The sequence below is a fragment of the Aliiglaciecola aliphaticivorans genome (genome assembly GCF_054782055.1).
On the sequence record NZ_BAAGTF010000001.1, the window covers coordinates 54,293 to 74,679 of the forward strand.

General features: G+C 43.0%; 15 protein-coding genes. 12 read left to right on the forward strand and 3 right to left on the reverse strand.

Annotation, left to right across the window (positions count from 1 at the left end):
* Nucleotides 1–8: 8 nt before the first annotated feature.
* From ACYVIL_RS00205 to ACYVIL_RS00215, 3 genes are all read left to right on the forward strand, one after another.
* A complete protein-coding gene (locus ACYVIL_RS00205; RefSeq protein ID WP_460311155.1) occupies nt 9–2,327 on the forward strand; it encodes a protein kinase domain-containing protein in 2,319 nt (772 codons plus the stop codon).
* A 52-nt stretch (nt 2,328–2,379) separates the two neighbouring features.
* Entirely contained in the window at nt 2,380–4,821 is a 2,442-nt protein-coding gene (locus ACYVIL_RS00210; RefSeq protein ID WP_460311156.1) for a protein kinase domain-containing protein, read from the forward strand.
* Between the two features lie 355 nt (nt 4,822–5,176).
* Nucleotides 5,177–7,480 carry a protein kinase domain-containing protein gene (locus tag ACYVIL_RS00215; RefSeq protein WP_460311157.1) on the forward strand — a complete coding sequence of 768 codons (2,304 nt, stop codon included), beginning with the start codon at nt 5,177–5,179 and terminating at the stop codon, nt 7,478–7,480.
* A gap of 112 nt (nt 7,481–7,592) precedes the next feature.
* On the opposite strand, the gene ACYVIL_RS00220 is transcribed toward ACYVIL_RS00215, so the two are convergent.
* Together ACYVIL_RS00220 and ACYVIL_RS00225 are read right to left on the reverse strand one after the other, a co-directional pair.
* Nucleotides 7,593–8,060 (reverse strand): CreA family protein, encoded by a 468-nt coding sequence (locus tag ACYVIL_RS00220; protein ID WP_460311158.1) that lies wholly within the window; start codon nt 8,058–8,060, stop codon nt 7,593–7,595.
* A gap of 57 nt (nt 8,061–8,117) precedes the next feature.
* Nucleotides 8,118–8,792 carry a nitroreductase family protein gene (locus ACYVIL_RS00225; RefSeq protein WP_460311159.1) on the reverse strand — a complete coding sequence of 225 codons (675 nt, stop codon included), beginning with the start codon at nt 8,790–8,792 and terminating at the stop codon, nt 8,118–8,120.
* A 264-nt stretch (nt 8,793–9,056) separates the two neighbouring features.
* Here ACYVIL_RS00225 and ACYVIL_RS00230 point away from each other — a divergent pair, with 264 nt between their 5' ends.
* From ACYVIL_RS00230 to yjjX, 9 genes are all read left to right on the forward strand, one after another.
* Nucleotides 9,057–10,235, forward strand: coding sequence for a thiolase family protein (locus ACYVIL_RS00230; protein WP_460311160.1), 1,179 nt, complete (start codon nt 9,057–9,059; stop codon nt 10,233–10,235).
* 310 nt (nt 10,236–10,545) lie between these two features.
* Nucleotides 10,546–11,358: a substrate-binding periplasmic protein gene (locus ACYVIL_RS00235; RefSeq protein ID WP_303476548.1), complete on the forward strand. Its 813-nt coding sequence runs from the start codon at nt 10,546–10,548 to the stop codon at nt 11,356–11,358.
* 102 nt (nt 11,359–11,460) lie between these two features.
* The gene (locus ACYVIL_RS00240) at nt 11,461–13,215 is read left to right on the forward strand and encodes an ABC transporter transmembrane domain-containing protein (protein WP_460311161.1); all 1,755 of its coding nucleotides are present in this window, start codon (nt 11,461–11,463) and stop codon (nt 13,213–13,215) included.
* A gap of 122 nt (nt 13,216–13,337) precedes the next feature.
* Entirely contained in the window at nt 13,338–14,006 is a 669-nt protein-coding gene (locus ACYVIL_RS00245) for an ABC transporter ATP-binding protein (RefSeq protein WP_303476542.1), read from the forward strand.
* Nucleotides 13,996–15,006 carry an HlyD family secretion protein gene (locus ACYVIL_RS00250; protein ID WP_303476540.1) on the forward strand — a complete coding sequence of 337 codons (1,011 nt, stop codon included), beginning with the start codon at nt 13,996–13,998 and terminating at the stop codon, nt 15,004–15,006. The genes ACYVIL_RS00245 and ACYVIL_RS00250 overlap by 11 nt, the downstream gene beginning before the upstream one ends.
* Before the next feature lies 1 nt (nt 15,007).
* Entirely contained in the window at nt 15,008–16,012 is a 1,005-nt protein-coding gene (locus tag ACYVIL_RS00255; RefSeq protein ID WP_460311162.1) for an HlyD family secretion protein, read from the forward strand.
* Nucleotides 16,009–17,199: an efflux RND transporter periplasmic adaptor subunit gene (locus ACYVIL_RS00260; protein WP_460311163.1), complete on the forward strand. Its 1,191-nt coding sequence runs from the start codon at nt 16,009–16,011 to the stop codon at nt 17,197–17,199. The genes ACYVIL_RS00255 and ACYVIL_RS00260 overlap by 4 nt, the downstream gene beginning before the upstream one ends.
* Nucleotides 17,196–18,434: an ABC transporter permease gene (locus tag ACYVIL_RS00265; protein WP_460311164.1), complete on the forward strand. Its 1,239-nt coding sequence runs from the start codon at nt 17,196–17,198 to the stop codon at nt 18,432–18,434. The genes ACYVIL_RS00260 and ACYVIL_RS00265 overlap by 4 nt, the downstream gene beginning before the upstream one ends.
* A gap of 16 nt (nt 18,435–18,450) precedes the next feature.
* Complete coding sequence (gene yjjX, locus ACYVIL_RS00270) at nt 18,451–18,996, forward strand: inosine/xanthosine triphosphatase (RefSeq protein WP_460311165.1); 546 nt, start codon at nt 18,451–18,453, stop codon at nt 18,994–18,996.
* 519 nt (nt 18,997–19,515) lie between these two features.
* On the opposite strand, the gene ACYVIL_RS00275 is transcribed toward yjjX, so the two are convergent.
* Nucleotides 19,516–20,241 (reverse strand): hypothetical protein, encoded by a 726-nt coding sequence (locus ACYVIL_RS00275; protein WP_460311166.1) that lies wholly within the window; start codon nt 20,239–20,241, stop codon nt 19,516–19,518.
* Between the last annotated feature and the right edge of the window lie 146 nt (nt 20,242–20,387).

A 20,387-nucleotide genomic window follows, 5' to 3' on the forward strand; every position in this document is an offset into this window, starting at 1 on the left:
TTAATGGAATGGATGAAAATATTTTAGCGTTACCGCAAGGTACTGAGCTAAATCATTACATTATTGAATCCGTACTTGGACAAGGTGGCTTTGGGGTGGTGTACAAAGCCCACCATGCTCACCTAAAAAGTGCAGTAGTGATTAAGGAGTTTTTACCCCTTGAATTGGCAAGTCGGGAAGGTAAAACCGTGTCGCCCCATACGGCCTCCAAACACGATTTATATGTGAATTGTTTGAATCGTTTCATGTCTGAAGGACGTACTTTAGTAAGCCTTAGTCACTCGAATATTGTGCGCTGCAGAGATCTTTTTACTGCCAACGGCACTGCTTACTTGGTGATGGATTATGAAGAGGGGTTAGCCTTAGATGAACTTGTAACTAGTCTTGAGTCTCAAGGGCAACATTATTCCCAAGCACAATTATTGCACTTTTTATTGCCATTAGCAGATGGGCTGGCGTATATCCACAGTCAAGGCGTGCTACATCGCGATATTAAGCCCGCTAATATTTTCATTCGTCGCAGTGACGGTTCTCCGGTGCTTATTGATTTTGGTGCGGCCAAGCAAAACTTTGCTATCGCTTCACAATCCCAAGCCCCATACACAGAATTTTATGCGCCCATGGAGCAAATAGAAGGGGGGGGCGAGGCGAAAGAAACTATTGATATTTATGCATTTGGCGCGCTTATGTACCGCATTGTAACCGGCGCTGTGGGAATGAAGTCGGAAAGTCGGGCGTTAGCATTGGTAATGGGGAAAGATGATCCTCTAATTAGTGCAAGTAAAGCTGCCAAAGGAACTTATTCTGAAGATTTTTTACGCCTTATCGATAGTTGCTTAAAGTTTGAGGCGAAAGATCGGCCACAAACCATGGAAGCGGTCAAGAAACGATTAATGAGGGTAGCGCAACTCAATGAAGGGAGCCCCAATTCCAATAATGCATCCCTTGGATTGCTTGATGATTTAATTACTATGGCTGGCAGTGATAGTGTGATTACTGACAGCGAAATGCAGTTAATTTTATCTAAAGCGCAATCAGCGAATATTGATCTCGCTGCGGCAAAAAATTATATTCTTACTATAGCGACACAAAATAATTGGCAAATCCAGAGCACCTCTTCTGACGGAACTGCATGTGATGAACCCTCAGAAATAGTTTCCTCGGAAATAAATACCCCGAAAAAACCAGAATCCCCCTTTGCTAAATCGCCCGTAGATATGGATGCTGATCCTGTTGAAGAAACTCCAGAACATCATAAAAAATCCCTGTCATTTAGCCGCAAGTTGCTTGCCGTTGTTGTACTGGTTGGGGTTTCTGTTGGTATAGCCAAGATTGTCGATTATCAAAAACAACTGGAAAGAGACCGACTTGCCCAGGCTTACCAGCAAAAAAAGGATAGCATTGCTTTAAGACTTAAGGCCGAAGATCAGAGAGCTTGGGATAAAGCCAAGTCACGCCATAGCGAGGAGGCATATCAAGAATACCTGGATGTTCAACAAAACGGTCGTTATCGTAACCAGGCGAATAGCGCTATTGCGCAATTAAAAATTGAACAAAAACGACAACAAGAACGGCAAGCACAGATTCAACAAGACGAAGCGGATTGGGCAATAGCGAAAAAAGGCAATACGGCTTTACACTATCAAGGTTACTTAGATAACGGAGCCGTTCGAGAGCATCGACAAGAAGCATTAAATGCACTAGCCGATTTAACCGCGCAGGGGCTGAATCCTATTGATGCTAAGGAGCAATTTTCATTAGGTTATAAGTTTGATATTGGTAAAGAAGGCTATCAGCAATCATACCAACAAGCGGCATATTGGTATAAAAAAGCTGTCGACCAAGGTAATTCGGGAGCCATGAATAATCTAGGCATTTTGTATAAGGCCGGTGATGGTGTTGAACAATCCTATGCCCAAGCTTTGACCTATTTCCGCAAAGGTGCTGAACTCGGAAATGCCTATGCCGCAAATAATTTAGGGGAGATGTATCGTGATGGCACAGGTGTCACTCAATCCCATCAAACTGCGAATAAATGGTTCACTAAAGCAGTAGAAAAAAAGCACACTGGTGCATACTTAAATTTAGGTACTCAACACTACCATGGACGTGGGCTAGCACAATCCTATTCAGAAGCATTAAAATACTTCCAACTGGCCGCTGATAGGAATAATCGAGTTGGCCAATATAATGTGGCCATTATGTATGACAATGGCGATGGCGTAACTCAGTCAGATTCTGAAGCGACAAAATGGTATCGATTGTCCGCTAAACAGGGGTATGAAAAAGCCCAGCAAGAGTTAGAAAAAAGAAATCTAACTTGGTAAAAATTTAGATAGAACTTAATAGTCGAATTTAATTAGCATAAGAGCATTAAAAATGGAAAACATACTAGCCCTTCCCAGTGGAACAGAGATAAATCACTACGTTATTGAATCCGTGCTAGGACAAGGTGGATTTGGTGTGGTGTATAAAGCCCACCACGCTCATTTGGACGAGGAAGTGGTGATTAAAGAGTTTCTGCCCGTTGAGCTAGCAAGTCGACAAGGGGAAACTGTCACGCCCCATGGTACCTCTAAACAAGATGTGTATGGCGATTGTTTACGACGCTTCATGGAAGAGGGACGCACTTTGGTGAAGCTTCGTCATCCTAATGTAGTGCGTTGTCGTGATTTATTCACTTCCAATGGTACTGCCTACTTGGTCATGGATTTTGAAGATGGGTTAGCCCTAGATGAACTAATCAACAGCTTAGAATCCCAAGGCCAACATTATTCACAAGAACAATTGATGCATTTTTTGCTGCCTTTGGCTGATGGGTTGAGTTATATCCACAGCAAAGGTGTGCTACATCGCGATATTAAGCCTGCTAATATTTTCATTCGTCGCAGTGACGGTTCTCCGGTTTTGTTGGATTTTGGTGCGGCTAAACAAAACTTTGCGTTGGCATCTCAATCCCAAGCGCCTTATACCGAATTTTATGCGCCCATGGAGCAAATTGAAGGTGGTGGTGAGGCTAAGCCTAGCATCGATATTCACGCTTTTGGCGCGTTAATTTATCGAATCGTAACCGGTGAAAAAGGTACAAAAGCGGAAAGTCGGACATTAGCATTTGCCATGGGCAAACCCGATCCACTGGTGTCAGCTAGTGAACTTAAAAAAGGGGATTTTAGCCCATCCTTGCTTAATTTGGTGGATGATTGTTTGCAGTTTAGAGCTGTCGATCGTCCGCAGACAATGCAAGAAGTGAAAGAACGATTATTGAAAAGCGCCAGCAATACCGATGAAGTGGCAGATAGCTCACAGCAATTACTGGCAAAATTAGACGATCTCATTGTTTTGGCAGGAAGTGATGGTGAAATCAGTGAGGCTGAAATGAAACTGATTTTAGACAAAGCCGTTATGTTGACGATTGATCCAGTGGAAGCCCAACGATATGTTGTGTCTAAAGCGATTGAGCATGGCTGGCGCTTAGACACAGCCATCGAGCCTGGCCCCGTGGTTACTGATCCTCCGCCCCCTCCGCCTCCTCCTCCGACACCTGAGCCGCCTAAACCTGAGCCAACAGGAGAGCCGGTTTGGCCTGCCAATGAAAAAGTTGAATCCTCGGGAGGGGGGAAATGGTTGGCAATCGTGATTGTGTTAATACTGGTATCCGGTGGCGGTTTCTACGGTTACTCAGAGTATGAAAAAAAGCAAGACGAGCTGGCGAGACATGAACGTTATCTAGCGCAAAAACAACGAGAGTTAGACAAACAAAAACAACAACAAGCTGAATTACTTGCTCAGCAACAAGCTGAACAAAACAAAAAAGAAGAGGATGACCGAGCATGGCAGGCTGCGGCAAAACTCAATTCACGTTCCTCTTACCAACATTATCTTGATGTGCAAACTGAAGGGCGTTACCGCACCTCTGCGCAAAACCGAATTGACCAGTTTGAACGGCTCGCGAAACAACGCCAAAAAGAGTCTGCAGAAAAGAAAGCCTGGGATAAAGTGAAAGCGGCGAATACGGCTATGGCTTATGATAACTTTTTGGACCGATACCCATCTGGAACCTATCGTTCCCAAGCTGAGGCCGCACTGCGACGCCTAACTGAAGAGGGCTTGAACCCGTCAGATGCTAAGGAGCAGTTTGAATTAGGTAACGATTTTCGCACCGGAGATAATGCAGATATTGCTAAGTCTTATGAACAATCAGTGTATTGGTACAGACGTTCCGCTGATCAGGGATATGCTGATTCAGCAAATAATTTAGGTTACATGTATGAAAATGGTTTTGGCGTGGATGAATCCTATACGGAGGCAGCAAAATGGTATTTAAAAGCTGCTGAATTGGGCAGTGAATACGGTCAAAATAATATTGGAATATTATACCGAGATGGCGATGGGGTTGAGCAATCCTATTCCAAAGCATTTTATTGGTTTCGAAAATCTGCCGAACAAAATCATGCAAGTGCCCAGCATAACCTAGGTAACTTGTATCGGGATGGTAATGGCGTTACTCAGTCACATACAAAAGCCATTGAGCTATATCGCCAAGCAGCTGAACAAGATAATGCGAGTGCTCAAGTGAGTTTAGGCTTGCAATATGAGCGGGGACACGGCGTATCAGTCTCTAAAAAAGATGCGGCCTATTGGTATCGTAAAGCAGCAGAGCTGGGCAATCCATGGGGGCAATATGATTTAGGCCTGTGTTACGAATTTGGTCGAGGGGTTGAACAGTCCCTATCGACAGCTGTTGAGTGGTATAAAAAAGCCGCTAAACAAGGTCACCAGGACTCTCAGGGTAGGTTAACAGACAAAGGTTATAGCTGGTAAGGCGGGTACTTTGAATACTAACTATAAGCATAATTTTGAAGGCCGATTATCGCTAGATAGCAGAACATGCAGTTACTTTCCCTGCAGGTGTAGAGCTTAATCATTTGGTGATGGAATCTGTATTAGAAATGAGGCAATTTGGTGTGCTGTACAAAGTACAGCATGCTTTATTTCGCCAATTGGTAGTGGAATAATACAATCTGACGAGAACGCCGTGTAGTGGTATAAAAAAACAGCACAAACTGGCCATTCCCCGCAAAAGATGCATTAAGCGGCAACGGAATTTCATGGTTAAGGGTATTGTGCGAAGAGGAATAATAAATGATACAAGCGGCAACGTTAGGGGACGTGATAAATGGATGAAAATATTTTAGCCCTGCCTCAAGGCACCCCGTTAAATCACTATGTTATCGAGTCTGTTTTAGGACAAGGTGGCTTTGGCGTGGTGTATAAGGCCCATCATGCTCATTTGAAAGAACAGGTGGTGATCAAAGAGTTTTTACCGGTGGAACTTGCCAGTCGACAGGGAACTACTGTTATTCCTCACGGTTCATCTAAACAAGATGTTTACAGTGATTGTTTGCGCCGATTTATGGAAGAAGGTCGCACACTAGTTAAGTTACGCCACCAGAATGTGGTGCGTTGTCGTGATCTGTTTACTGCCAATGGTACGGCTTATTTGGTGATGGATTTTGAAGACGGTTTAGCACTTGATGAATTGATTTCAAGTATAGAAGCACAAGGCCAACGATATTCACAAGAGCAATTACTCCATTTTCTAATCCCCATGGCCGATGGCTTGGCCTATGTCCATCAGCAAGGGGTATTGCATCGCGATATTAAACCGGCAAACGTATTTATTCGTCGTTCAGATGGCTCCCCTGTATTAATCGATTTTGGTGCGGCCAAACAGAATTTTGCTTTGGCGTCTCAATCCCAAGCCCCTTATTCTGATTTCTATGCGCCTATGGAGCAAATTGAAGGCACAGGAGAAGCCAAACCAACAGTGGATATTCATGCTTTTGGTGCGCTTATGTACCGAATTGTTACGGGCACTGGTGGCATCAAAGCGGAAAGTCGCATTTTGGCCATTGTCAGTGGCCGTGAGGATCCCCTTAAAGCGGCTACGAGTTTTACTGATTTAGGGTATTCCGCTAAGTTGCTTAGCTTAATTGATGATTGTTTGAAGTTTAAACCTCTCGAACGTCCACAGACAATGCAAGAAGTTAAGGCCCGTTTATTAGCCAGCGTGGAAGTGGATGGCAGTGATGTAAAGGGCCAAGACAATCCTTTGTCACGGCTAGAGGATATGCTTGAATTAGCTGGCTCTGATGGGGTCATAAGTGAAACCGAAATGGCCTTACTCATCAGTAAAGGCATCAGTTTTGGTGCGGACGAATCTACCGTCCGTCAATATGTTGTGGAGGAGGCAACACGCAACGGTTGGCGACTAGAATTAGAAGGCAGTGGCGGTAAAAAGGGTGGTTCAACTGTGCAGACTGACCCAACTGAAGATGTGTCCGCAGATACCGTATCAAAAGATATCAATCATTCCCTGGCTTATTCTTTAGAAAATTCCGCTAGCGAAAATGTGGTAGATATCAATTTTAGCAAAATCGTGTCTTGTGAAACTTGTCTTGCTGCCAGTGCAGTTAATTCCAGCTGTGCTACATGCGCTGGTAAAGGGTTGCAAGAAAAGAATCAAACCTTAAGGGTTAAAATTCCCCAAGGCGTGATGACCGCCGACCGAATTCGCTTACGTGGCGAAGGAAATGTTACTGAATTTGGGCAAAGTTCGGGTGATTTGTATATCGTAATAGCTATTGAGCCCCATCCAGTCTTTACCATTCAGGGGCAAGATTTACATGCCTCCATAGCGGTGGACGAGAAAGATTTGTTCTCAGGAAATCAGATACCCTTCAATGCTATAGATAGACAATTCAAGTTGAAAGTCCCTGAAGGTTATAAAAAAGGCCAAGCCATACGCTTAAATGGCATAGGCTTACCCTTTGGTGGTGAAACCCACTTGCGAGGTAGTCTTTTCCTCACCCTCGAACCTAAGAAAGCGAATAAAAACAAAAGCAAAACCACGAATGATGGGGCTATCGTTATAGTGTTGGAAAGGAACTGCCCTGCTATTAAGAGTGGTGTCTTGCAAGAAAATATTGGCATTGAAACATTAGGCAGTACCCTGACACCTTTGGTATCCAAAGGTACAAACCTGATGAACCCAGTGGCACAAACCTTCTCAACATCTGAAGACAATCAAACTGTGGTTTCCCTCAATATGTATCGAGGAAATAGCACAACACTGAGCAAAGGGATCTTTTTAGGTACCTTTGATATCAGCGATATTTCACCCACGAAAAAAGGCATTCCTAAAATTGAAGTATCTGTGTTTTGTGAAAACAACGATGTCTTACTGAAGGTGAAAAGTTTAGATGGCGATAAACTGCGTTTAACCAGTGAAAATCCGGTAAGTGCGCAAACGATTAAGTCCCAAAGCGCAAAGTCAGCGACTCATCAAGCGCCTCCCGAAGCCACAGGAAATGAGGCTGATGACAAAAAGTTCACCAAGTGGGGAATTTTTTGGCGGGTTTTAATTTGGGTGGTGTTTGTTCTGATAGCAAAAACATTCATTTCCGTTGCCATGAACTAGCTGCTAGGTGGTTAAAGAAAAATACCCTGTCAAACCCCAGTAATTGTTGTCATCAATTACTGGGAACTAAGCTAGCAAAATTAAATGTGGTTTTGCTTAGCAATTTATTGGTTTAATTGGCAGGTAGTTGTTTGGGAAAGGCTGCTGTGCCCCATAAAGGTACCGTTGATAAACTGTGTTTGTAACTGCCGGACGTTTCTTTAGTGGAGTATGAAAGGTACATCAGAGTTTGCGATTGCGGATCAAAAATACGTCTTACTTTCATGTTTTTAAAAAAGATACTCTTCGACTTTTTAAAGACCACTTCACCTGAATCAGACTTATCTATTTGATTAATCATTTCGGCAGTAATTTCACCGGTTTGTCGGCATGCAATGGAACTATCGGAAGGGTCGGATAAATCTAAATTAGCTTCGATACTTGAGATGTGACAAGTGACGCCCGTTACTATGGGATCTTGCAACGCATCTAACTTAATATCTTTGGTTGTGAATACACCCAAAGACACATCACCCACCTCATTGTCACTGCATGCAGACATACTCAGTGATACGAGTAAAATGGTAATCAATTTTTTCATGCTGTTCGTCCTCTTTGGTATTTTACTACCTATTTAAAAACCACTTTTCATAACGTGTTATAAAAAGCTGCAGATTTCGGAAAGTGCTTTTTTATTTTGCGCGTGTTTAGGGATGCTGGCATTATCAGCAGGATACCCTGTTATTAGCAACATGTACGGGCGCTCATCATCGGGCCGGTTACAAATTTTCGATAAAAAAGACATGGGTTTTGGTGTGTGGGTTAGGGTAACTAAGCCTGCATGATGCAATGCGGTAATTAACATGCCTGTAGCTATGCCTACAGATTCATGCACATAGTAGTTAGTGTGTTTTTCGCCTGGGCTTACACCGCCTTTTTTTTGGCTAAATATGGCAATTAACCAAGGAGCATGCTCTAAATAAGGTTTTTGTGCATCTGTGCCTAAGGGTTTAAGGGCATCAAGCCACTCTTCTCCAGCTCGGCCGGCATAAAATCCTTGTTCATGTTGTTCGGCTTGTTCTCTAACTTGTTTTTTTACCTCAGTTGAATGAATCGCAACAAAATGCCAAGGCTGATGATTGGCGCCACTAGGTGCTGTTCCCGCAGCTTTAATACAGTTTTCAATAATTGACTGAGGCACGGAACGATCACTAAATTGGCGGATACTGTGTCGCCGTTTAAGGTTTTGGTAGAAGTCTTGGGAACGCTTTTGCATATCCTCTACACAATATTCAATATAATCACACAGTGGTGTCGCATCATGTTGTTTCATCGAATTCCAATTTTTAGTTTAACCTGTTGATTTATTCACAATGAGTATATCGAGTTATCTAATTAGACAGCAAATTTAAGCTCTGTTGCAAAGAGTGAAATAGTACCAAAGTTATAACCACTAATATGATAAAGATCATTGATCTCTGCTTCTTAATGCTCTAGTTTGCTTCTACAATTTTTCAAAGGAAAACCGTTGGCAGCTATTAGACGTCTTGTTTTCGGGGCATTTTATGCTGCTAATTCAGTATAAGGGGTTATATAAATGAGTAACGATACTATAGTTATTGTGTCTGCTAAACGTACCGCCATGGGTGGTTTTATGGGGAGCTTATCCGCTGTCGATTCAACAGACCTAGGCGCAACTGCGGTTAAAGCTGCATTAGGTGATGTTGATAAAAATATCATTGATGAAGTTATTATGGGCTGTGTATTACCGGCAGGTTTAGGCCAGGCTCCCGCTAGACAAGCAACAATAAAAGCGGGGTTACCGTTAAGCACAGGTGCATTAACCATCAACAAAGTCTGTGGTTCGGGTATGAAAGCCGTTATGTTAGCCAACGATTTAGTCGCCTCAGGTTCAGCACAAGTGGTTATTGCTGGTGGCATGGAAAGCATGAGTAATGCTCCTTACATTTTACCTAAAGCCCGAGCCGGTTATCGCATGGGCCACGGCCAAGTACTTGACCACATGATGTTGGATGGTCTTGAAAATGCCTATGATGGAAAAGCCATGGGTTGCTTTGCACAAGATACTGCGGATGCTGAATCCATCACCCGTGAACAAATGGATGAGTTTGCCTTATCTTCGTTAACGAAAGCATCAAATGCCATTGAAACCGGTGCCTTCAAAAATGAAATTACCGGGGTTACGGTAAAAACCCGTAAAGGTGAAGTTGTCGTGGATACCGATGAAGGACCAGGCAATGCAATGCCAGATAAAATCCCGAAACTACGTCCAGCATTTAAAAAAGACGGCACTGTTACGGCTGCCAATTCTAGCTCAATATCAGATGGCGCGGCTGCGCTGATGATAATGACTGAAGCGAAAGCTCAATCCCTTGGCCTGACACCATTGGCTAAGATTGTAGGACATGCTACCAACTCTATTAAGCCGGAAGATTTTACCGTTGCTCCCGTTGGTGCGATGGAAAAATTATTGGTTAAAACAGGCTGGGCTAAAGAGGATGTCGATTTATTTGAAATCAATGAAGCCTTTGCCATGGTGACCATGCTAGCCATTGATAAATTAGGCTTAGACAGCGATAAAGTGAATATCAATGGCGGTGCCTGTGCCCTTGGTCATCCCATTGGAGCCTCAGGAGCTCGCGTTATTGTGACCCTTCTTTATGCATTGCAAAATAAAGGTTTGAAGAAAGGGATTGCCTCATTGTGTATCGGTGGTGGAGAAGCGACTGCTGTTGCCGTTGAAATGTACTCGTAACGTTACTGAGTAGGCGGGGCTGTTGCCCCGTTTGAAGCAATTTGCTATTCCCACGGGATAAATCCCGTGCTACAGGTTTAATTCAATGGCTATTTCCACGGGATAAATCCCGTGCTACAGGGTTTAATTCAATGGCTATTCCCACGGGATAAATCCCGTGCTACAACACACTTCCCCCATGACATACTGACAAAATGGGTGTCTTTACTGTCTACTAATTCATTTATTAAGAATAATATTATATTCTACTGAACAATCACCTTTGATTAGAAAAACGTTATAAATAGAGTGAACCGCAGGGAATGTGCGAATGGGTAGATACATTGTCGTTATTTTAATCACTATTTGTTTATCAGCCTATTCACAATATGGAATGGGGCAACAACATAGTTCATCGTCTCATCTGAATACTAAAGTAGCATTAACTACTGGCTCTAATTACTATCCGTATGTGGATCCTAAAGCGATGGATAACGGCTGGTCGGTATCCATAGTCGAAGCCGTATATCAGCAAATGGGTAAACAAATTGATATTGAAATATTACCTTGGCAGCGAGGTTATAAGTGGACAGCTGAAGGACTCTATGAAGGCACTTTTCCATATGTGTATACTGAACAACGAGCAAAGTCGTTTATCTATTCAAAGCCCATTAATTTAATCCCTGTTCGAATATATACAAACAAAAACAAGGTTGTGAAGTCTTTGGCGGAATTACACAACGCTCGTTTGTGTTTACCCTACGGTTACAGCCTAAGTCGTGAACAACTAGAATTAATTAATAAACATCAGTTGGTTATTCAAAAAGCCGCAAATGCAGGGGGATGTTTATTACAAGTCGCTAAAGGGTGGAGTGATTTAGGCTTTATCAATGGTTATCTGCAAAGTGAAAACAACGCTAAACTCTTTGATAGCTTGTCAAAAGTCAACATATTGAAAATCCCCGTTGCCAATGTCCCCTTGTTTTATATTGTTTCTCGTCAGTTAAAGAATGCACAACAGCAAATCGACCAATTTAATCAAGGGTTAGCACAACTTGAACAGTCAGGTAAAAGGCGTGAAATAGATGAAAAGTTTGAGTCATTTCTGAATGCGCCAGAGTCGCTAATTGGCTTGGAGTATTGAAAAAGTTTATTCCTCTGGATTTAAAGGTATTTGAGCCGAATTATCATTACAACTTGGGTTAGTTTGCGTAGGATAGCCAAAACGTTAAGTGAATGAGAGCCCATGTCATCAGAAAGAATCGAAACTCGCCAATTAATTAAATGGATTTTTAGTCAACTTAAACCCTATCGTCGAAAAGTGGTGTTGGCAATTCTTGCCCTTGTCATTGGTGCTGTATCTTGGTTAATGCTAGGGCAAGGGGTGAAAGTGGTTGTCGATGAAGGTTTCCTCGCCGATAACAGTAATAGATTAAATCAAATGATGTTCGCGGTTTTAGGCATTGCTTTGGTGGGAAGTGTCGCTGCATTTTTTAGATTTTATTTAATGATTTGGCTCGGTGAACGGGTTAGTGCTGATATTCGCAAACAAGTCTATTTTCATCTGCTGGATTTGTCCCCAGGATTTTTTGAATCTACCCGCACCGGTGAAGTCATTTCGCGATTTACTGCAGATACCACAGTTTTACAAACCGTAGTGGGAATGGGGCTCTCCATGGCACTACGCGCCTCTATTACCTTTATTGGTTCAATGTTGCTGATGCTGATCACCAGTCCTCTATTGACCTTATATGTTTTTATTGCCGTCCCCTTGGTGTTGCTGCCAATCAAATTCTTAGGCGAACGGGTAAGGACTTATGCTAAAAATAGTCAAGACAGAGTGGCTGATATGGGGGCCTATGTGGACGAAAGTTTACATGAAATTCAAACCGTACAAGCCTATACCCATGAAGATATCGACCGGAATTTGTTTGGCGAACGCATTGAGGCGGTGATGTTAGCGGCTAGCCATCGAATTAAATACCGTGCATTAATGATTGCTTTGGTGATGGGGATTAGTATTACCGCTATTACCATTGTTGCTTGGTTAGGGGCTAAAGAAGTGCTCAGTGCAGGCATTAGTGCGGGTGAACTGACTGCATTTATGTTTTATGCCGTAATGGCCGGTGGCGCTGTTGCCACTATTAGTGAAGTGATTGGTGAAATACAAAAAGCAGCCGGGGCCAGTGAACGTTTGTTAGAATTACTGAAAACACGTCCTCTGGTTGAAGCGCCTGCGAAGCCAGCAGCGTTGCCTGAGGTGATTTGTGGACGCTTAGACATGTTAGATGTCAATTTCGCCTATCCAAGCGCAAAACAAGTACCCGTTCTCAAACATCTGAATTTACACATTCAAGCGGGAGAACGAGTTGCCTTAGTCGGGCCTAGCGGTGCTGGGAAATCCACCTTATTTCAACTACTGCTCAGGTTTTACGATTTAAGCAGTGGCAGTATTCAGATTGACGGTATTCAAAGTCAGATGTTATCACCAGAGACACTGCGCAAACAATTTGCATTGGTACCGCAAGAATCTGTCATATTTGCTACCAATGCCTTTGAAAATATTCGCTATGGAAGGCCAGATGCTAGTATGGATGAGGTGATTGAAGCCGCAAAAGCGGCAAGGGCAGATCAGTTTATTAGTGAATTAAAAGATGGTTATTTTACGGATTTAGGTGAGCGCGGAGTTAGATTATCAGGTGGGCAAAAACAGCGTATCGCCATAGCCAGAGCCATTCTTGCTGATCGTCCTATTTTACTGCTCGACGAAGCGACGAGTGCATTGGACGCCAGCAACGAACAATTAGTCAAACTTGCTCTCGATAAATTAATGGAAGGTAAAACTACGTTGATTATTGCCCATCGATTATCTACTGTGGTCAATGCTGACAGAATCGTGGTGATGGATAAAGGTGAAGTGGTAGCCATAGGTAGTCATCAGGAATTGATGCAAGGTAACAGTGTTTATCGTCAGTTTGCGGAATTACAACTTGTCAGTTAACGGCCATTACTGATAAAAATAGTCAGACATGAATGTACTCAAAATGAAAATACGCCAATTTTCATTTTGACTTAGCCTAAGTGATTTCGTCACAGGCACATTACTAGGAACCCAGATCTAACATGTTGCAACTTATTGATGTTAAAAAACAGTTTCAGAATGGTGAGGAAATCGTCACTGCTCTGGACGGTGTCTCGCTGAGCATAAAAGAAAATGAATTTGTTGCCGTGATGGGCAGTTCAGGTTCGGGCAAGTCTACCCTGATGAATGTGCTAGGTTGTTTGGATACCCCAAACCATGGTCAATATTTACTTGCCGGTCAAGACGTCGCCAAATTAGACGATGACACCTTATCATCCATCCGTAATAGTCATATCGGTTTTATTTTTCAAACATTCCATTTATTACCCAAACTCGATGCATTGGGAAATGTACTTTTACCCCTGCGCTATGCCCAAACCAGTGAGGAAGAGGCAATGCAGCGGGCGTTAACACTTATTGATAGGGTGGGATTAAGTCAGCGTAAACATCACAAACCATTCGAAATGTCTGGAGGACAGCGGCAGCGTGTGGCTATTGCCCGAGCACTCATAAATCAGCCTAAAGTTATACTGGCGGATGAGCCCACTGGAAATCTAGATAGTAAAACCTCAGTTGAAATTATGGCGCTACTAACCGAATTACATCAAGCTGGGCAAACCATTGTCATGGTGACCCACGAAGAAGATATTGCCGCTTACGCACAACGGGTGATTAGAATGAAGGATGGCCAGATCATTGATGAACATTAATAAGCCTGGGGTTGCCTCTAAATTAAGCGTTTTTCAGCGACTGGGTTGCATCTTAGTTATGCTGCTTTTCAGCCATCCTGTTGTTGCCGCGGGTGAGTCATTATTGTTAACAGGAAAAATTAGCTCGGCCAAGAAGCAAGTGGTGACAGCCCCACGTGGACGCAGTTGGAATATTCAAGTTCAATGGTTAGAAGAGGAAGGCAAAGTAGTTGAAGCCGGTGATTTGATAGCGGTTTTTGATGGTTCCTTAATCCAAAGCCAGTTGGAAGCCAACGAAGAGATACTCGAGACAGAACAGTTAGAATTAACTCAAATTACCATGGACTTAGAGCAAGCTTATTTAGAGGCAAAAGGCGCTTTAACACTTGCTCAAATGCAGGTTGAACAAGCTAAAATTGAAGCCAATGTACCTGATTCACAGGTTAGTCAGTTAGATAAAGGCAAATTTGAGTTAACCCTACAGCGTACCCAAATGGAGCTGGTCAAAGCCAGGGAAAACCTTAAATTGGCAGAGCAAGCCATGCAAACGGGAGTTGAAAAACAACGAATTCAGATCCGTTTAATTGAAGACGAAATAAGTTATCAACGCAGTCAAATGGAAAAAATGAGTGTTACTGCTAATTTCAAAGGGCCAATTAGCTACGCAATTCACCCTTGGACGGGAGAAAAAATGGCAGCTGGGATGACCGCCCGTTCAGCGTGGAATATTATCGATGTGCAAGCCACAGATGACTTTCAAATTGAAAGCTGGGTTCATGAAATTGATGTTGAACGAGTTAAGGCTAGTAATAGGGTTGAGCTAGTGTTAGATGCTTACCCCAGCAAAAAGTTTAAAGGCAAGCTCACCTTTTTATCTACTCAAACAGAGAAAAAAGTACAGTGGAGCAATAGCGTTTATTACCCGGTGATCTTTCAATTTGTAGATATGCCTGATTTGACCCTGCTACCAGGTATGAGTGTGCGTGTGGATATCCAGCAATCAGCTAACCAAGAGCAATAACATGAAAAATTTTTGTTTATTACTGTTTGTCATCTGGCTAAGTCTTTGTGCTTTGTGGGGGTGTTCTGAAATTGTTACTGCCACGGATGAAAAGGACAACAGCAAAGACTCTATTATAGCTCCGGCTGAATTGGTTTCACTGCAAGACGCGCCTATCGGACCCCCCTCTATTCGCCGCATGTGGCAGTTTAAAATTGAATATTTAGCACCAGAAAACGCTTTGATAAAAAAGGGCGATTTAGTGGTTAAATTTGATGGTGACAAGCTGATGGAGGATTTAGTTAGTAAGCAAAGTGACTTAGAGGCCGCAATTAAAGAATCTGAGAAACGAAAACTCAAAGAGCAAGCAACGGAAAAAGACCTTGAATTAGCCATGGCTGAAGCAAAAATGAACATGGAAATCTCCCAGCGTAAAGTGGCGATTACTGATGCTTCACGTTCAGAGGTAGAACGCTTAAAACAAGTGTCAGAATCAGCAATAAACCGCGTTATATATGAACAGTCCATACAGAAATTGGCACAACATAAAGAGCGAATGGTGATTAATGGAGAAGTTCAAAATGGTCGAATTAAAAAATTACAGCTAAGGGTGAAAACAATTCAAGACAGCTTAGACAGGTTAGTTGTTAAAGCCCCCAAAGACGGTTTAGTTGTGTATCAAGTGGATAACAATGACAACAAACCCGCAGTAGGTGAAACTGTCTATATGGGGCGTCCTATTGTGACCCTACCATCGTTAGATAAACTTGCTGTGAAAGTGGAATTTGATGAATCAGATTCTTCAGTGGTCAAGGTTGGTCAGCAAGTAAAAGTAATATTAGATGCTCATCCTGAAAAGCCTTTTGCTGGCACTATCACATCCCTTGGCCAAGCCTATCGAAATCGATCTCAGCATAACCTGAAGGTGGTATTTGATGCATGGGTAAAGCTTGACAAGCTAGACTTGGAAATGATGCGTCCGGGCATGAAGGCGAAGGTGGAATTGCTGACAGAGGACCGTACATGAGCCCAATAAAATACTATTTCAGCGTACTGTGCTTAGTGCTTTTAACTGGCTGTGAAGAGGAAGTGAGCCAAATACCGACCTTTGAGGTGAATACCAAGCCCTTTGCTATCAGCCTCGATGGATTCGGTGAGATTGAAGCAGTCCAAGCTCAAAAAATAGTCTCTCCTGGCAGGCGTCCTATGGTTATCTCCTGGTTGGCAAATGAAAATAGCCTAGTTAAAAAAGGCGATATCATAGCCCGTTTTGATGCCGAACAATTATTAGTTGATAGCAAAGAAGAAGAATTACGAATGGCACTGTTCAGCCAAGATATTATTCAAAGCGAAGCTGAACGATATCAACAACAAAATGATATTCTCTCTGAACAAGAATTCGTTGATTACGAGTTCGATTTTGCCGATAAATTTGCCATTGATGACTTGCGGGTGTACTCCAAGTTGGAAATTATCGATTCCTTTCAAAATCGCGATTTTTTGGGAGCCAAGGACAAGTTTTTGGATTGGAAGCGAGACAGTGTTGAACAGCAAAATAACAGTAACGTAGGGGTGTTGGAAATAAAGCGCAGAGGCCATGAACTCAAATATTTACGTCATCAGCAAGCTCTGTCGCAACTTCAGGTATTTGCTCCTAATGATGGACTGCTTACCTATGAAAAAGACCGTATGGGAGAAAAACCCTCTGTGGGGCAAACTGTTTTTCCTGGTCGTGCCATTGCTAAAATTCCTAATTTGAATAACATGCAAGCCCGCGTTTTTGTATTGGCTAAAGATGCCATTAGTTTAAAGCCAGGCATTGAGGTGAAAGTCACACTTGATGCATACCCCGATAAAACCTTTAATGGCAAAGTATCGACTGTTTCGGGTTACCCTCGTTCAATCGAAAGAGGTAATCCTGTCACGTATTATGAGCTCGTTGTTGCCTTAACCCAGCAAGATATTCGCCTAATGCAGCCAGGTCGGAAGCTCAAAGCTGAAATATTAGTGCAGGATGCGAAACCTGCTTTATTGGTACCTTTGCAAGCGATACATCATCAACATGGTCAAAGTTATGTTTACTTGAAAACAGGTTTGAACTTCGAACAACGTCTTGTTACCACAGTGAAAAAGAATTTGTATTTTGTAGAAGTTGAAAGTGGATTACAGGAAGGTGATGCTATTGCCCTGAGCTTACCGGAGCCGTCATCATGAAGCGTTACTGGAGTTTAATTGCTGATGCCATAGCTGAATTGTCGGCGCAAAAATTACGTACCTTTTTGACATTGTTGGGTATGATCTTTGGTGTCGGTGCGGTGATTGCCATGCTGAACATCGGCAAAGGAGCAGAAAACGAAGCACTTAAGCTGATCGATTCCATGGGAGTTAACAATATCATTGTGCAAGGTGTTAATTATGATAAAGACGAGTTAGTAGAAATCCGCGAAGAAAGCATGGGGTTGACCATGGGAGATGTGCGTGCAGCCCTGAGAACCTTGCCCTTCGTTGCAGATTACAGCGCCAGTAAAGGCATTAAAGTACACGATATTTATAGTGACTACGGAAAATCTGATGCCCAGTTAATAGGCGTCTCTAGCAGTTATTACCAACATGCCAATATGCGCCTCACTTCGGGACGGTTTACGAACCAAGATGATAATGACAGCTTAGCACAAGTGGCGGTTTTGGGCATTGATGTTGCCAATGAGTTGTTTCCCAACCAGGAAGCCCTTGGGAAGTACGTTAAAGTGAACCATATCTGGTTGCATGTTGTGGGGGTGCTAGCCCCGCCGGAAGGAAACAAAAATGAGTTTCAAGGCGTAAAGATAGGCGGCGATCGCTATCGCATTTTTATTCCTATCTCTACTGCCGAGCAAAAACTAAAAAGCGAAAAGTTAGCCAGTGAATTAGACAGTATTAAGCTGAGCATTGAACAATCCACAGATCCAATTGTCGCTTCTAAAGCCGTTGCTGAGTTGATGAAAATGCGCCATGGTGGTGTTCAAGATTATGAGTTAATTATTCCGGCCGCGCTGTTGGAACAACAAAAACAAACCCAAGAAATTTTTAATATTGTCATGGCCTGTGTGGCGGGTATTTCTTTACTAGTCGGTGGTATCGGTATTATGAATATTATGTTGGCCAACGTGATGGAAAGGACCACTGAAATTGGCCTTTTGCGGGCTGTCGGCGCACGCCAGATCGACATTAAGCAACAATTTCTTGCTGAGAGCTTTACTATTTCTGTATTAGGCGGACTTTTGGGGGTGTTCTTTGGTTTAGTGTTATCTGAGATTATCGGTTTCTATTCTGGTTGGGCGGTGAGTTGGTCTATGACAGCAATTGTTTTATCCTTGTCGATTTGTATGATTGTAGGTGTTGGATTTGGTGTGTTTCCAGCGATTAAAGCATCGAGACTTAACCCCATTGAAGCCTTGCATTCAGACTAACCTTAAGGCCCATTGAATGGAATTTGAAAACAATACAATCGTTGCCCTCGTTGGCTCAAAAAATCCGGTAAAAGTTAACGCATTTAAAGATACCTTAGCGAGAATTTATCCAGACAAACTAATTGATTGCCGAGGGGTAGATGCACCTTCTTTGGTTTCTGAACAGCCTCTGTCAGAAAAAGAAACCTATCAAGGCGCAGTTAATCGAGTTAATTACTGCCAGTCTCATTTTGAGGCGGATTTTTACGCCGCTATGGAGGGCGGTGTAGACCATTTTGAATATGGTCCCGCTACCTTTGCTTATGTGGTGATTTCGGCAGGAACTAAAATGCAAGTGGGCAGAAGCGCCAACTTACCCATCCCTGAATCCGTGTATAATCGACTGCAGCAAGGCGAAGAGCTTGGGCCCTTAATGGACCAGTTGTTCGGTACCAGTAACATCAAACAAAAAGGCGGTGCAATAGGGTTGTTAACCAATGGGCTTGAGACTCGTGGTGGTAATTATACCCAAGCCTTAACCTTGGCAATGGCACCCTTTCTCCACGCAGATAGGTTTTCGTAGGCAGGTGCTTGGCCTGTAGTCGGCGGCTTCAGCCCCGAGCGAAGGATGCCAATAACCCATGGAACGCCCATGGCCTAAAGACCATGCTAAAGGGTGCTTGGCCTGTAGTCGGTGGCTTTAGCCCCGAGCGAGGGATGCCCATAACCCATAGAACGCCCATGGCCTAAAGACCATGCTACAAGGTGCTTGGCCTGTAGTCGGCGGCTTTAGCCCCGAGCGAAGGATATCAATAACCCAAGGAACGCTTATGGCCTAAAGACCATGCTACAGGGTGCTTGGCCTGCAGTCGGGTGCTTTAGCCCCGAGCGAAGGATGCCAATAACCCATGGAACGCACATGGCCTAAAGACCATGCTACAGGGTGCTTGGCCTGTAGTCGGCGGCTTCAGCCCCGAGCGAAGGATGCCAATAACCCATGGAACGCCTATGGCCTAAAGACCATGCTACAGGGGCACATTCCGCCGCTGTAGTCGGGTGCTTTAGCCCCGAGTTTCACCCCCCCACGCTGCGAGCATTGGTACTACTTATTTGTACGTTTGTGTTTTTTATTACCGGTAATGTTAAAACTTTTAAATAGTAAAATAATACCTGTGAGAGTAAACATAAGAGCGGAAATCGAAAAGGTGATTAATAATGGGTTATTAAAATCTTCTCGTTCATCATAATCCATAATATGTAACATCCAGAAGAAATCAAAAATACGCCATAAATCACTTCTAATTGTGGTCAGCTTTCCACTTGTTGGTGATACATAAAGGGTCGTATTCCAAGTATCGTCAAACCTTAATTGCCAAACTTGCCCTTTATTTCGTGAAGCTTCCATAGGAGCTTTATCTAGTAACTTTCGTTCAACTAAATTACCATCGCCAAGATAATGTTGATTTGCTATTAAAGCGGCTTCATCTGCATTGATCCTGCCTTTTATGTCGCCCGTAATAGCATGAAACAATTGAGCACCTGAGGCTGTTTGAAAAGCATAATAAGGCTCACCTAAAAATTCGGTTAAGGAAATACTGTGAATAGGCTCTGACACTTTAAGGCGAAGTGTGTCTAGGGAAAAAGCATATTGTGAGCTATCAATTTCATAGTTGAGATTTTTGATAGCTAGATGATCTCCGTGTACCTTTTCTAAAGGTATTACGCTCATCACCACACCACCTAAAATCCACAATAAAATCTGTACGGCAAGGAATAATCCTGCCCATTTATGTAGAAACCGTGAAACACGAAAAAGCTTTTTAATCATAGTTTTAGGTTAAATTGATGATCTATCATTAGATTTACGCATGGATAAAGTTGGCTGTCAATTCTGCAGGTTTCTGTAGTCGGCGGCTTTAGCCCCGAGCAAAGGATGCCAATAACCCATGGAACGCCCATGGCCTAAAGACCATG

Excerpts from the sequence above, each read along its gene's own strand:
- ACYVIL_RS00215 (WP_460311157.1), top strand. The coding sequence starts at position 5,177 with ATGGATGAAAATATTTTAGCCCTGCCTCAAGGCACCCCGTTAAATCAC.
- ACYVIL_RS00255 (WP_460311162.1), top strand. The coding sequence starts at position 15,008 with ATGAAAAATTTTTGTTTATTACTGTTTGTCATCTGGCTAAGTCTTTGT.
- ACYVIL_RS00250 (WP_303476540.1), top strand. The coding sequence starts at position 13,996 with ATGAACATTAATAAGCCTGGGGTTGCCTCTAAATTAAGCGTTTTTCAG.
- ACYVIL_RS00205 (WP_460311155.1), top strand. The coding sequence starts at position 9 with ATGGATGAAAATATTTTAGCGTTACCGCAAGGTACTGAGCTAAATCAT.
- ACYVIL_RS00260 (WP_460311163.1), top strand. The coding sequence starts at position 16,009 with ATGAGCCCAATAAAATACTATTTCAGCGTACTGTGCTTAGTGCTTTTA.
- ACYVIL_RS00275 (WP_460311166.1), bottom strand. The coding sequence starts at position 20,241 with ATGATTAAAAAGCTTTTTCGTGTTTCACGGTTTCTACATAAATGGGCA.
- ACYVIL_RS00225 (WP_460311159.1), bottom strand. The coding sequence starts at position 8,792 with ATGAAACAACATGATGCGACACCACTGTGTGATTATATTGAATATTGT.
- ACYVIL_RS00210 (WP_460311156.1), top strand. The coding sequence starts at position 2,380 with ATGGAAAACATACTAGCCCTTCCCAGTGGAACAGAGATAAATCACTAC.
- ACYVIL_RS00240 (WP_460311161.1), top strand. The coding sequence starts at position 11,461 with ATGTCATCAGAAAGAATCGAAACTCGCCAATTAATTAAATGGATTTTT.
- ACYVIL_RS00235 (WP_303476548.1), top strand. The coding sequence starts at position 10,546 with ATGGGTAGATACATTGTCGTTATTTTAATCACTATTTGTTTATCAGCC.
- ACYVIL_RS00230 (WP_460311160.1), top strand. The coding sequence starts at position 9,057 with ATGAGTAACGATACTATAGTTATTGTGTCTGCTAAACGTACCGCCATG.
- ACYVIL_RS00265 (WP_460311164.1), top strand. The coding sequence starts at position 17,196 with ATGAAGCGTTACTGGAGTTTAATTGCTGATGCCATAGCTGAATTGTCG.
- ACYVIL_RS00245 (WP_303476542.1), top strand. The coding sequence starts at position 13,338 with ATGTTGCAACTTATTGATGTTAAAAAACAGTTTCAGAATGGTGAGGAA.
- yjjX (WP_460311165.1), top strand. The coding sequence starts at position 18,451 with ATGGAATTTGAAAACAATACAATCGTTGCCCTCGTTGGCTCAAAAAAT.
- ACYVIL_RS00220 (WP_460311158.1), bottom strand. The coding sequence starts at position 8,060 with ATGAAAAAATTGATTACCATTTTACTCGTATCACTGAGTATGTCTGCA.